The organism is Pseudomonas sp. Q1-7 (assembly GCF_028010285.1).
Taxonomy (GTDB): Bacteria; Pseudomonadota; Gammaproteobacteria; order Pseudomonadales; family Pseudomonadaceae; genus Metapseudomonas.
The window spans coordinates 3,664,671-3,676,493 of sequence record NZ_CP116304.1 but is presented as its reverse complement, the minus strand read 5'-3'; the positions used below and the strand labels follow the sequence as shown (position 1 = coordinate 3,676,493).

Here is an 11,823-nt window from a genome sequence, read left to right as displayed (position 1 = left end):
AGCTTGTCCGCCATTTCCATGAATTTTGCTCATGTTGTGGTCGGGGCCGTATGGTCGCGAGTTGTCGCAAGCCAGTAAAATCCGCCCATTCGCCTATCAGGGATCGAGTCATGTCGCCGCGCACGCTAGCTGCCTTGTTTGTCCTGCTCATGCTGTGGGGGCGTCCGGGCCCGGCGGCCGAACTCTCCTACAGCCGCGACATCCAGCCGATCTTCACGCAGAAGTGCGTGGCCTGCCATGCCTGCTACGACTCGCCCTGCCAACTGAACCTGGGCAGCGCCGAGGGGGCCGTACGCGGTGCCAGCAAGGTGCCCGTGTATGACGGCGGCCGCACCAGGGCTCAGGACAGCACCCGGCTTTATTTCGACGCCCACGGGGCCGACGCCTGGCGGCGCAAGGGCTTTCATTCGGTGCTGGACGCCAATGGCGCCCAGGCGGCCTTGATGGCGCGGATGCTGGAGCTGGGCCGCGCTAACCCGTTGGCGCCCAACGCCAAGCTACCGGCTGACCTGGATATCAGCATCGACCGCCAGAACCAGTGCCCGCTGCCCGGCGAGTTCGACGCCTACGCCCGGAAACACGCCCGTGCCGGCATGCCCTTCGCGGTGACCGGCCTGACCGATAGCGAGTACCAGACGCTGCAACGCTGGCTGTCCGAAGGCGGCAAGAGCGAGGAGCGGCCCCCGCAACCCAGCGCGGCAGAGGTTCGCCAGGTGGCCCAGTGGGAGGCCCTGCTGAATGCGCCGGGCGCCCGCGAGGCGCTGGTGGGCCGATGGCTGTTCGAGCATCTGTTCCTGGCGCACCTGTACTTCGAGGCGGGTGAGCAGGGTCATTTCTTCCAGTTGGTGCGTTCGCGCACGCCCACTGGCCAACCCATCGACCCCATCGCTACGCGGCGCCCCAACGACGATCCGGGCAACACCTTCTACTACCGCCTCTGGCCGATCCAGGGCTCGATCGTGCACAAGACCCACATCACCTATCCGCTGAGTGCGGCGAAGCTGGCGCGGGTGAAGGAGCTGTTCTTCAGCGGCGACTGGCGGGTGGACGCCGTTCCGGGCTATGGCGCCCAGCGCCGGGCCAACCCATTCGAGACCTTCCAGGCCATTCCGGCGCGGGCGCGCTACCAGTTCATGCTGGATAACGCCGAATACTTCGTGCGGACCTTTATCCGTGGCCCGGTCTGCCGCGGGCAGATCGCCACCGACGTGATTCGCGATAACTTCTGGGCGCTGTTCCAGGACCCGTCCCACGACCTCTACATCACCAATTCCGCATACCGTGAAGAGGCCACGCCACTGTTGGCGATGCCCGGCCAGTTCGATGAGATCGGCGATCTGCTCGGCCTCTGGCACAGCTATCGCAACAAGCGCAACGCGTACGAGGCGCTCCGCATGGAGGCCTATGCCGAGGCGCCGCCGCCCAACTGGTCGCATATCTGGACAGGCAACGACAACGCGCTGCTGTCGATCTTCCGCCAGCACGACAGCGCGTCGGTGCGCAGAGGCCTGATCGGCGAGATTCCGCAAACCATCTGGTGGATGGACTACCCGCTGTTCGAGCGCACCTATTACCAGTTGGTGGTCAACTTCGACGTATTCGGCAATGTGTCCCATCAGGCGCAGACACGGCTCTATTTTGACCTGATCCGCAATGGCGCCGAGGTCAACTTCCTGCGTCTGATGCCGCCTGACTCCCGTGCGGGACTGCTGGATGACTGGTACCAGAACAGCGGCAAGGTGAAGATGTGGCTGGACTACCAGAGCATCGACAAGGACACGCCCGGCGGCCTGTCGCTGGCGGGAAGGGACCCCAAGCGTGCTTTCGCCGAGGAACTGCTGACCCGCTACGCCGGCCTCAATGCGCGCCCCGACCCAATCAACCGCTGCAGCGGCGCCGAGTGCTTCCGGCCAGGCGTCGCGCCTGAGCTGCAACTGGCGGAGCAGGCCTTCAGCCGCCTGGTGAGCCGACCGGCGGCGGGCCTCAAGGTGATCGAGCAACTGCCGGAAGCTACCTTGCTGCGGGTGGAGTTTGCCGACGGCCGGCGCGAGGTCTACAGCCTGCTGCGCAACCGCGCTCACAGCAACGTCGCCTTCATGCTGGGCGAGGCGCTGCGCTACCAGCCGGGGCTGGATACCCTGACGCTCTATCCGGGCGTACTCAGCAGCTACCCCAACTTCATTTTCAGCCTGAAGGCTGCGGAGGCGGAGGAATTCGTCGGTAGTCTGGAGCGGGTGAAGGACGGCGCTGCCTTCGATCAGGTGGTGCAGCGTTGGGGCATTCGCCGCAGCCATCCGCAGTTCTGGTTCTACTTCCATGATCTGGCCGATTACATCCGCGAAACCGAACCCGTAGAGGCAGGGACGCTGGACATGAATCGCTATGAGAACCTCTGAAGCACTGGACGAGAATAATTCCTACTGATTTGGTAAGGCTTTATCCCCTGTTCCCCTTTGGCGTACACTGCGCCCATGTTTGCGAGGAGTTGCCATGAGCGCCATCACCATCACCCAAGCTGCCCAGGACTATCTGGCTGACCTGCTCGAGAAGCAGAACACCCCGGGCATCGGCATTCGTATCTTCATCACCCAGCCCGGCACCCAGTACGCCGAAACCTGCATCGCCTACTGCAAGCCGGGCGAGCAGAAGCCCGAGGACAACGCCGTGGCACTGGCCGCCTTCACGGCCTGGATCGACGGCGTCAGCGAGCCCTTCCTGGAAGACGCAGTGGTGGACTACGCCACCGACCGTATGGGCGGCCAACTGACCATCAAGGCGCCGAACGCCAAGGTGCCCATGGTCAGCGAAGACAGCCCGCTCAACGAGCGCATCAACTATTACCTGCAGACCGAGATCAACCCCGGCCTGGCCAGCCATGGCGGCCAGGTGAGCCTGGTGGACGTGGTCGACGAAGGCATCGCCGTCCTCCAGTTCGGCGGCGGTTGCCAGGGCTGCGGCATGGTCGACATGACCCTGAAGGACGGCGTCGAGAAGACCCTGATGGAGCGCATCCCCGAGCTCAAGGGCGTGCGCGACGTCACCGACCACAGCAACCGCGAGAACGCCTACTACTGAGGCGTGATCGAAGCGAAAGAGGCGACCTGCGGGTCGCCTTTTTCATGGGCCTGGCAACGATGGGTTTCGCAGGCTCTACCCATCCTACAAGGGCGCTTTCGAGCGTCCGCACCCTTGCCAAACCGTAGGATGGGAAGAGCGAAGCGAATCCCATGCGGACGAAATCACTCGCAATCAGCTCGGACACCCCGCCGGCTTGAGCACGCGCTCGCTGGAGGGCGGGAATTTGGCCAGCTTGCTGGTCGGGCGAATCGGCCGGCGCACCAACTCACCACCGCAGTTGGGGCAGGTGCCGTGCAGGCGGCGCTCGGCGCAGTCGCGGCAAAAGGTGCATTCGAAGGAGCACACCATCGCCTCGGCGGCATCCGGCGGCAGGTCTTTGTCGCAGCATTCGCAGTTGGGGCGCAGTTCCAGCATGGCATCATCCTCGGTTGCGGGGTGGGCGTCCGAAGCGTTCCGCGTAGTCCTGCGGGCTGACGGACAGGTGCTTGTGAAAGGTGCGGCGCAGATTCTCCGGGTGGCCAAAGCCGGTCAGGCGCGCCACGGTGGCGATGGAGGCCTGGGCATCCTGCAGCAGGGCGCGGGCGGCTTCCAGCCGGACCCTCTCCACGTACTTGCCGGGGCCAAGGCCCAATTCCCGGATGAATGCTCGCGACAGGCTGCGTGGCGCCATTTTCGCTTGGGCAGCCAAGGCCTCCAGAGACAGGTCGCTGCCCAGGTTGGCGGGTATCCACTCCAGCAATGCGGCCAGCTTGGGAGTGCGGCTGGGCTCTGGGGCCAATAGGGCGCTGAATTGCGCCTGGCCGCCGGGCCGGCGCAGGAACAGCACCAGTCGCCGGGCGACGGCCAGCGCCAAGGGACGGCCGAGGTCGGCTTCCACCAGCGCCAGCGCCAGATCGATGCCAGCGGTGACGCCCGCCGAGGTGAACACGTGGGCGTCACCATCGCGGCCTTCCGGATCGTAGGTGTGCAGGCGGTCTCCCTGCACATCCACGCCGACATGGCCGCTCAGCGCGTCCACATCCGCCCAGTGGGTGGTGGCGCGCCGACCATCGAGCAGTCCGGCCGCCGCGAGGACCAGGGCGCCCGAACAGATGGACCCGAGACGGTGAATCTGGCGTTCCGCCTGTCGCAGCCAGTCCAGCAGGTCGGCATCCTGGCACAGTCTGTCCATCCGCATGCCGCCCGGAATCAGTAGCGTATCCAGGGTTGCCGGATCGACCTCGCGCCAGGCTTGTTCGGCCACCAGGGCGAAGCCGGCGGAGGTCTTCACCGGTCCTGCTTCGGGTCCGAGTATTAGCAGCCTGTAGGCGGGAGGCAGTCCCTGGCGCTGGCGCTCGTCGTTGGCCGAGGCGAACACTTGCAGCGGCCCGGTGACATCCAGGCTCATGACCCCGGTGAAACTCAGGCAGGCGATAGGGCGAATGGCGTGCATGGCGGTCTCTGCATAGGAGAGGGCCCCAGTCTGCAGCGATCCTGGCGTGGCAACAATGACAATATCCCCACAGATGCTGCCATTCCATGCCAGGCGGCCAGCAGGGTGAGATCGGGGATTCAACGGGGGAGGGGGCGGGGACGGGACTTACGTCGTGCCGAAGGGTAACCGTAGGAGGGATAAATCGTCAGGGCGAGCAGGGAGGCCTGCCCGCCCACGCATTGGGCACTTGCGCTGGAGCGGTTACTCCGGCATCGACCAGGGTTCGAGGTTGTAGCCTTGGCGGCTCAGTTCCTCACGGGACTGCTTGAGGATGCTGGCCAGTTGCACCGGGTCGGAATAGGAGCTGCTGGGAATTCTCGAACGGCCGAGCAGGCGGGTGCTGGTGCGGTCGATCACGCTGATGCTCAGTTCACCGGTTCCATCCTGCAGAGCCCAGGCAACGCACTGGAAGGGTTTGAATGCACGGTCGGCAATGATCAGGGCTTCGTTGAAACGCAGCGGGGTGTTCATGGGGGGAGTCTCTCCATATTGTGCCCAATGAAGGTGGCGGTGCGGCTTCAGGCCTTTATGACACCGTCGTGAATGTGGATGGCGAGACATGACCAGGAAGTCACAAGGCGTCGTGAAAAACTAAGTTTTTGTCGCTGAAATGAATGGGTAAGCGACTTTTGTCCCGGGCGTTGTGCGTTTTCACCGGTCAGCAGGGTATACAGGGGGCTTCCCGCATTGTCCCCGATCAGGCCGGTCGCTCCCGCAATGTACCGTTTGGCTTCCTGCCAGTATCATCGCGATCCGTTTCCGGTTACCTGCTGAGCGTGTTGCCGTGCCTGTTCTGAACCGCTTGTTCCGTCCGCTTTTCCTTACCACCTGCATCGCTGTGCTGGTCGGCTGCTCCGTGCAGCCATTGTCACCGAAGCTGCGCTCGGTGCCGGAGCGCGTCGAGCTGAGCGGCGTTCCCTTCTTCGCCCAGAACGCCTACCAGAGTGCGCCCGCGTCCATGGCGGCTCTGCTGACCCTGCAGGGCGAAGAGGTGACGCCGGGATCGGTCGAGAAGGAGCTGCAACTGCCGAAGAAAGAGGCATCCCTGCGTGAGGGGCTGGCGGCCACGGCGCGTCAGCATGGCTTGATGGTCTATCCGTTGGGTAACCGGCTGGATGATCTGCTGGAGCAGGTGGCGGCAGGCAATCCGGTGTTGGTCCATCTGCGCGAAGGCTTTGGCTGGATGCCGACCTGGCGCTATGCGGTGCTGATCGGATACGACCGCACCAACCAACAGGTCCTGCTGCGCCACGGCCACCGGCGTCGCGACCTGATGGGATTCGGCGGGTTCGAGTCGAGCTGGAATGAAGCGGGGAACTGGGCCGTACTGGTGCAGGCGCCGAATCAGTTGCCGGCGGCGGTGGAGCGGGCTCGCTGGCTGAAGGCGGCCGATGAGCTGGCCGCTGCGGGCCAGGTCACTGCCGCCAAGATGGCCCGCCTTCAGATGCCCTAGGATTTCGCCTGGTCAACGAAAACGGCGCCCAGAGGCGCCGTTTTCTTTTGGTGGGCGAATCAGACGCCCAGCTTGTCACGCAGGGAGTAGTACCAAGCGCCCATCGCGGTGAACGGCACGCGGAACATACGGCCACCCGGGAAGGGATAGTGTGGCAGGCTGGCGAAGGCGTCGAAGCGCTCAGCCTGGCCGCGCAGGGTTTCGGCAATTACCTTGCCAGCGATGTGGGTATAGGTCACGCCGTGGCCGCTGCAGCCCTGGGAGTAGTAAATGTTGTCGCCGATTCGGCCGACCTGCGGCAGTCGCGACAGGGTCAGCAGGAAATTGCCGGTCCAGGCAAAGTCGATCTTCACATCTTTCAGTTGCGGGAAGGTCTTGAGCATCTTCGGCCGGATGATGGCTTCGATGTTCGCCGGGTCGCGCGCGCCGTAGACCACGCCACCGCCATAGATCAAGCGCTTGTCGCCGGAAAGGCGGTAATAGTCCAGCAGGTAGTTGCAGTCCTCGACGCAGTAGTTCTGCGGCAGCAGGGACTTGGCCAGTTCGTCCGACAGCGGTTCAGTAGTGATCACCTGGGTGCCGCAAGGCATGGACTTGCTGGCCAGTTCGGGAACCAGATTGCCCAGGTAGGCGTTTCCGGCGACCACCACGAACTTGGCTCTCACGCGGCCTTTCGGAGTGTGCACCACAGGATTGGCGCCACGCTCGATGCGGGTGGCCGGGCTCTGCTCATGAATCACGCCGCCGAGGGATTCGACGGCCGCGGCTTCGCCCAGGGCGAGATTGAGCGGGTGGATGTGGCCGCCGCTCATGTCCAGCATGCCGCCAATATAGTTGTCGGTCGCGGCCACTTCGCGGATGCGCTTGGCATCTAGCAGTTCCAGTTGGTTGTGGCCGAAGCGCTCCCACAGCTTCTTCTGGGCTTCCAGGTGACCCATCTGTTTCTTGGTGAAGGCTGCGAACACGCCGCCGTCCTTCAGGTCGCACTGGATGTCGTACTTCTTGATGCGGTCACGAATGATTCGGCCGCCCTCGAAGGCCATGTCGGCCATCAACTTGGCGTGCTTCGGGCTCGCGCTGCGCTCGATCGCATCGATGTCGCGGCTATAGCTGTTGACGATCTGACCGCCGTTGCGACCGGAAGCACCGAACCCCACCTTGGCGGCTTCCAGGACTGTGACCCTGAAGCCGTTCTCCAGAAGGAATAGGGCGGTGGAGAGGCCTGTGTAGCCTGCGCCGATGATGCAGACGTCGGCTTCGGTCTCGCCTTGCAGTTCAGGGCGGGCCGGTACCGGATTGGCCGAGAACGCGTAATAGGACTGAGGGTAGGGAGTGTGCGTCATAATGGAATCTCTGTTTTTTATTTTTTACAGATATGCTGATGCTACCTGAGTTGAAACGGCTCGGCTAGCCTCTGTGCAAAATATTAAACGACGCGGTGAACAGTAAAAAATCCACTTTTTCAGAGAGTTAGCGAAAAAAGGTGTTGACAGGTAAAAGTGAATCCGTAGAATGCGCACCCATCGAAGGCACATAGCTCAGTTGGTTAGAGCACCACCTTGACATGGTGGGGGTCGTTGGTTCGAGTCCAATTGTGCCTACCAAATCGAACCCGCATAGCGCGGGGCTAAGAGGGGCGGTCCGAAAGGGTCGCCCCTTTTTGTTTTCAACAGATTTTCACTATTTTTTCAAAACGTCCCACCGTCTACAGCTTCAGGTCGGCGCCCACGCGTTGGTACTGAACCTCCTTCTTCTCGTGACCGGCCTGGTAATGCTCGGTCATCTCCTCATCAGCATGGCCCATCAGCGCTTGGATGTACTCCAGCGGATAGCCCTGCTGCTCATACAGCCAGGACCCCAGCGCGCGAATCTCGTGAAAGGTCGGCCGCGCCGCCTTCGGCATCGTGTCATAGGCCTTGGACTCGTCCCGGGCTTTCGTGAATGCCTTCGTCAGGTAGTCCTCGGTCACCGCGTTCCAGTGGCGCTTCGCGTCCAGCTGCTCCCGCTTTCTCGCTTTGGGCGAGTAATGGATCAGGAAGGGGCAGACCACCGGCGAGGCTAGGCACTCTTTCACTACGCCGCGCAACGCCTCACCCATAACGATCTCTAGGTGGATCGGGGTGGCGTAGTTCTGGGTCTTTCCGGGCGATACCCGGATGGTGTTTCGATCGAGGTCCACCGCCGCCTTCTCCCAAGTCACGATGTCCTCGCGCCGCTGCAGGCTCACCAGGGCCAGGCGTATCGCGCGGCGCAGCCAGTCCGGCGTCCCCTCAAATGCGATGATCCTGTCCAGTCCCTCCTTGGTGTGACGTTGGCGCTTCTTCTCTTTCTCCAGCTTCACCAGGGTCAGCTCGGCCACGTTGCGCTCAGCCAGGCCCTTGGCCACCGCGAACGCGAAGATCTGCACCATCAGACCCCGGTGCTTCGTGTAGGCGTTGTTGCTGAACTGATCCAGGTACTCGGCAATGGCCAGCACGTCCAGCTGCCCGATCATCCGGGGGCCAAGGTCGGCCCGGTACCTAGCCAGCTTGAATCGCACTTCCTTGAGGGTGCGGTCGGAGTATCCGCGCGTCCACAGCCACTCCTCCTCGAACCTGCCTAGCAAGCGCTCGAAGGTAGGCGCCTTCTCTCCGGTGAGTAGGGAGAGCAGGGCGCCGTCGTCGGCCATCAGCGGAGCCAGTTTGGCGTTCGCCGCCTTGGCCAACTTGATCGCCTCCGCCATGGGTTTGTTGATGCTGGTGATCGCGCCCGTGATCGGGTTGCGGTACCGCCAGTACTTGCCGTTAGGGTAGAGGTTATTCGGCAGGTGCCGGTTCTGCGTGGTGCGCTTCCTTGGCGGGGACATCAACCAACATCCAGCATTTTGGCAAGCAGGGGGTCGGTGGAACCGGTGAGCTCAGCCTGCAGGTCTACAAAGTACATGTCGCCCTTCATCTCGCCGACCACGATTCCTTCCTCGATCCATTTCTTGAGCTGCTGCAGGCTGGGTTTTGCGCCTACGTAGCGCAGCTTCCTGTATTCGCCGACTTCCATGAGGCGCGGCAATTGAACGGTCATCTGGGCAATTACTCGTGCCATAGAGAAGATCTCGCCGCCCAGCGCTTGGCGTCAGGGCTGTCCAGTTGTGGTTAGGCGCTGGCTTTCGCCGGCAATTGTTGGGGGAGGGCAGGGCTTGGATGGGTTTCAGGGCAGTTTTGGTTCGCATTACTGCGAAACAGATCTGATTTCCCGGATGCCACCCTTTGGATGGCATCGAGGAAATCGTTGTTGCTCCCGCGTTCGCCTACTGGGCTTCTACAACCCGCGGGCCTTGCTTCTGGTGTTTGGGTATCGCCACGTCGGTGTGCCGTGCGCAGCATTAATATTGCGGCTGGGGTTACGAGGCCACCACCAGTTAGGCGCGAATATTCATCGCAAGCGCTTTGGACGCCTGTCCGCTATGCCTGGTGACTCACCCTTCTCAACGGGTCCAGGCAGGGAGCGTTAGCAATGCAACCCTCGGTGCGCCGCCTCCAGAACAGCGTCGCAACTTTGAGTTGGCCGGAAACCAGAGCCGGCATGGTTGGTCCAAGATGTTAAAGAGCTCGCGCCGTGATGGCGCGTTATTAGGTTAAGTTTCAATATTAAGATTTCTCAAGCACTCTCAAGCTCAGAAAGAAGGAATCTGAAATTTCCTCGCTTCCAAGTAATCAGTTCGTACAAGACGTCTACCTCAGTCGGGCTGCGAGAAAAAGTCAGAGGCAAGGGGCGCGCCGAATGCTAGACCACCAAAACACCCGGCCCAGCATCTTGATGTGACCAAAGTCTTCTCGGTTCATTGTCTGGTCCGGGTATTCATATGAGTTCTCGCTGCGGATTCGGATTCCGCCACCCGGCAGCTTGTATAGAAACTTCACTAGCAATATCCCTTTGTGATCAAAGGCGTAGATTTCTCCATCGATGATGTGCTTAAAGGAAGTGTCGAATCCGATTGCTGAACCGTCCTGGATCAATCTCTCCATGGCGCGACCCTTGACCACTGCGACTGCCGCGTTGGAGGATTCGACACCTGCAGCCTTGAGCGTTTCCCTGGAGAAGCGGAGCACTCTGTCGGCAATCTTGACCGCCTGATTCACACCGTGATCTGCTGCAATCTCAATCTGCTCGTAGTAGGGTAAGTCCACTTCGCCGCTAGACGTAGATTCGTTGGTGTCTAATCGAGTAACGAGACCTATTACTTCGCCTTGGGCTTGATCCTTTTGAGGTCCTATACCCCGGGATAACCACTCAGCCCGAAATCCTGTGGCCTTCGCAAGACTCAACAGATTCTCACCTCGAATTAATTTCGGCCCAGCAGTCCACTGTGAAATAGCCGAAGGAGTTACATGGCAAAGCTCGGCAATTTCCTGTTTCTGCTTGCCACTTTGAGTAATGGCATACTGAATGCGCTCGTGTTTTTCCATGTCCTTGATTTGGTCAAATAAGTTTATGGGCGAAACTGGGGCTTCTTAAGAGTGCCAAAACTTATACAATATAACGATCAAGCGCGACCGTTCCATTGAGCAGGGCTTGGATCGCGGGAGTGTATGAAGGTTAAGAAAATTTCCAAAAGGCCAGAGCTTTAGGGGGTGGCTTGAAGTTTTCTTCTTGGGATGGCCGAATTTTTAGTCTTTGGGTCACGCGCTAGACCCTAGCGGGGCCCGCGGAGTCATCAACCCGATTGTCCGAAATTGGTTCTATTAACTCGGGATAGTCGTTCCTGGTGTTACCGACATCCGTGGTAATAGGGTAGGCAGCAAAGTCCTCACGGCTCAGGGCAATAGCGCCCTGGACCTGTTCTGCCGTTGTCTCGGGAGTCAGCCACAGGTCGAACTGCTCCGGTGCCAGAATCACTGGCATCCGGTGATGGACATGCGCCACCGACGGCGCAGCTTCCTTCGTCATCAGCGCGCAGGAAACGACTTCCTGACCTCCGGGCCCGGTCCAGGTCGACCAGAGCCCGGCAATCGCCAGTACCCCATCGTCGTTGCTGTGGTGGTAGTAGGGCTGATTCACCTTGCGGCCGGATCGGCTTCGCACCGGCTGGTGTTCATTCCATTCGTACCAGCCCATGGCCGGCATCAGGCAGCGGTGCGTTCGCAGACTCTGGCGCCACATGGGCTTGGTGGCGGCTTCCTCACTGCGCGCGTTGAAGGTCACCCCCGGTGGCTTGGGCTGCTTCCACCAGAAGGGAATCAGGCCCCAGCGGGCGGCCACCAGCTCCAGTTCGCCTTGAGGGTCCAGGCGCAGCATGGGCACCTGGGTGGTGGGGGCGACATTGAAGCTCTGGATCCAGCCGCCGGAATTGCGCGCCCCTATATGCCAGTAGTTTTCGATCGCCCAGTCCGACGGGGAGACATAGCGTCCGCACATCCTCAGGTCCTCCGCTCGTCATCTGTCCCATTGTAGGAAACGTCTGCTGTCTATTACTGTATATACATACAGTTATCGTAGGTAGTCCCATGATTCCCGTTGTAGTAGCTCGCCTGGCGGCCCATGGCCTTCGGTTGCCATTCTTCTCTTTCCGCGTGCCCGCCGGTTTTCCATCGCCCGCCCAGGACCACCTGGAAAGGTCGATTTCCCTGGACGAGATACTCAACATCCGCGCCCCCCAGACTTACCTGGTGCGCTGTGGCGGCGACAGCATGGTGGGCGCGGGCATCCATGATGGGGATCTGATGGTGGTGGACCGCTCGCGGGAGGCAGTGGAGGGCGACATCGTGATTGCCGCAGTGAACGGCGAACCCACGGTCAAGCGCCTGGCGAAGGAGGGGTTCTACCCCGTTAGCACGGACACTTT

General features: G+C 61.4%; 11 protein-coding genes, 1 tRNA gene and 1 pseudogene. 5 read left to right on the top strand and 8 right to left on the bottom strand.

All coding sequences use genetic code 11. The features are described 5' to 3' along the window. Nucleotides 1-110: 110 nt before the first annotated feature. Complete coding sequence (locus PJW05_RS17040; protein WP_271408159.1) at nucleotides 111-2,396, top strand: fatty acid cis/trans isomerase; 2,286 nt, start codon at nucleotides 111-113, stop codon at nucleotides 2,394-2,396. A 94-nt stretch (nucleotides 2,397-2,490) separates the two neighbouring features. Then, nucleotides 2,491-3,075 carry a Fe-S biogenesis protein NfuA gene (nfuA, locus tag PJW05_RS17035; protein ID WP_271408158.1) on the top strand — a complete coding sequence of 195 codons (585 nt, stop codon included), beginning with the start codon at nucleotides 2,491-2,493 and terminating at the stop codon, nucleotides 3,073-3,075. A 174-nt stretch (nucleotides 3,076-3,249) separates the two neighbouring features. Here the strand turns inward: nfuA and PJW05_RS17030 are convergent, their stop codons facing one another. The 3 genes from PJW05_RS17030 to PJW05_RS17020 form a co-directional block, all read right to left on the bottom strand. After that, nucleotides 3,250-3,492 (bottom strand): DUF1272 domain-containing protein, encoded by a 243-nt coding sequence (locus tag PJW05_RS17030; protein WP_271408157.1) that lies wholly within the window; start codon nucleotides 3,490-3,492, stop codon nucleotides 3,250-3,252. A gap of 4 nt (nucleotides 3,493-3,496) precedes the next feature. Beyond that, nucleotides 3,497-4,510, bottom strand: coding sequence for a GlxA family transcriptional regulator (locus tag PJW05_RS17025; protein ID WP_271408156.1), 1,014 nt, complete (start codon nucleotides 4,508-4,510; stop codon nucleotides 3,497-3,499). Between the two features lie 243 nt (nucleotides 4,511-4,753). After that, on the bottom strand, nucleotides 4,754-5,023 hold the full coding sequence (locus PJW05_RS17020; protein ID WP_271408155.1) for a hypothetical protein: 270 nt from the start codon (nucleotides 5,021-5,023) through the stop codon (nucleotides 4,754-4,756). A gap of 313 nt (nucleotides 5,024-5,336) precedes the next feature. Between PJW05_RS17020 and PJW05_RS17015 the strand changes: the two genes are divergently transcribed. Beyond that, nucleotides 5,337-6,005 carry a PA2778 family cysteine peptidase gene (locus tag PJW05_RS17015; RefSeq protein ID WP_271408154.1) on the top strand — a complete coding sequence of 223 codons (669 nt, stop codon included), beginning with the start codon at nucleotides 5,337-5,339 and terminating at the stop codon, nucleotides 6,003-6,005. A gap of 59 nt (nucleotides 6,006-6,064) precedes the next feature. Here the strand turns inward: PJW05_RS17015 and PJW05_RS17010 are convergent, their stop codons facing one another. Continuing rightward, nucleotides 6,065-7,348: an NAD(P)/FAD-dependent oxidoreductase gene (locus PJW05_RS17010; protein WP_271408153.1), complete on the bottom strand. Its 1,284-nt coding sequence runs from the start codon at nucleotides 7,346-7,348 to the stop codon at nucleotides 6,065-6,067. A 184-nt stretch (nucleotides 7,349-7,532) separates the two neighbouring features. On the opposite strand from PJW05_RS17010, the gene PJW05_RS17005 reads away from it, so the two are divergent. Further along, nucleotides 7,533-7,609, top strand: a tRNA-Val gene (locus PJW05_RS17005). 101 nt (nucleotides 7,610-7,710) lie between these two features. Here the strand turns inward: PJW05_RS17005 and PJW05_RS17000 are convergent. From PJW05_RS17000 to PJW05_RS16985, 4 genes are all read right to left on the bottom strand, one after another. Continuing rightward, nucleotides 7,711-8,850 (bottom strand): tyrosine-type recombinase/integrase, encoded by a 1,140-nt coding sequence (locus PJW05_RS17000; RefSeq protein WP_271408152.1) that lies wholly within the window; start codon nucleotides 8,848-8,850, stop codon nucleotides 7,711-7,713. Beyond that, nucleotides 8,850-9,062 carry a hypothetical protein gene (locus PJW05_RS16995; RefSeq protein WP_271408151.1) on the bottom strand — a complete coding sequence of 71 codons (213 nt, stop codon included), beginning with the start codon at nucleotides 9,060-9,062 and terminating at the stop codon, nucleotides 8,850-8,852. The genes PJW05_RS17000 and PJW05_RS16995 overlap by 1 nt, the downstream gene beginning before the upstream one ends. A 677-nt stretch (nucleotides 9,063-9,739) precedes the next feature. Further along, complete coding sequence (locus tag PJW05_RS16990; RefSeq protein ID WP_271408150.1) at nucleotides 9,740-10,447, bottom strand: helix-turn-helix transcriptional regulator; 708 nt, start codon at nucleotides 10,445-10,447, stop codon at nucleotides 9,740-9,742. A gap of 220 nt (nucleotides 10,448-10,667) precedes the next feature. Continuing rightward, on the bottom strand, nucleotides 10,668-11,396 hold the full coding sequence (locus tag PJW05_RS16985) for an SOS response-associated peptidase (RefSeq protein ID WP_271408149.1): 729 nt from the start codon (nucleotides 11,394-11,396) through the stop codon (nucleotides 10,668-10,670). A gap of 89 nt (nucleotides 11,397-11,485) precedes the next feature. Here PJW05_RS16985 and PJW05_RS16980 point away from each other — a divergent pair. Then, nucleotides 11,486-11,797, top strand: a pseudogene (locus PJW05_RS16980) (S24 family peptidase); the annotation flags it as partial. Nucleotides 11,798-11,823 lie beyond the last annotated feature (26 nt).

Excerpts from the sequence above, each read along its gene's own strand:
- nfuA (WP_271408158.1), top strand. The coding sequence starts at position 2,491 with ATGAGCGCCATCACCATCACCCAAGCTGCCCAGGACTATCTGGCTGAC.
- PJW05_RS16990 (WP_271408150.1), bottom strand. The coding sequence starts at position 10,447 with ATGGAAAAACACGAGCGCATTCAGTATGCCATTACTCAAAGTGGCAAG.
- PJW05_RS17040 (WP_271408159.1), top strand. The coding sequence starts at position 111 with ATGTCGCCGCGCACGCTAGCTGCCTTGTTTGTCCTGCTCATGCTGTGG.
- PJW05_RS16985 (WP_271408149.1), bottom strand. The coding sequence starts at position 11,396 with ATGTGCGGACGCTATGTCTCCCCGTCGGACTGGGCGATCGAAAACTAC.
- PJW05_RS16995 (WP_271408151.1), bottom strand. The coding sequence starts at position 9,062 with ATGACCGTTCAATTGCCGCGCCTCATGGAAGTCGGCGAATACAGGAAG.
- PJW05_RS17000 (WP_271408152.1), bottom strand. The coding sequence starts at position 8,850 with ATGTCCCCGCCAAGGAAGCGCACCACGCAGAACCGGCACCTGCCGAAT.
- PJW05_RS17025 (WP_271408156.1), bottom strand. The coding sequence starts at position 4,510 with ATGCACGCCATTCGCCCTATCGCCTGCCTGAGTTTCACCGGGGTCATG.
- PJW05_RS17010 (WP_271408153.1), bottom strand. The coding sequence starts at position 7,348 with ATGACGCACACTCCCTACCCTCAGTCCTATTACGCGTTCTCGGCCAAT.
- PJW05_RS17020 (WP_271408155.1), bottom strand. The coding sequence starts at position 5,023 with ATGAACACCCCGCTGCGTTTCAACGAAGCCCTGATCATTGCCGACCGT.
- PJW05_RS17030 (WP_271408157.1), bottom strand. The coding sequence starts at position 3,492 with ATGCTGGAACTGCGCCCCAACTGCGAATGCTGCGACAAAGACCTGCCG.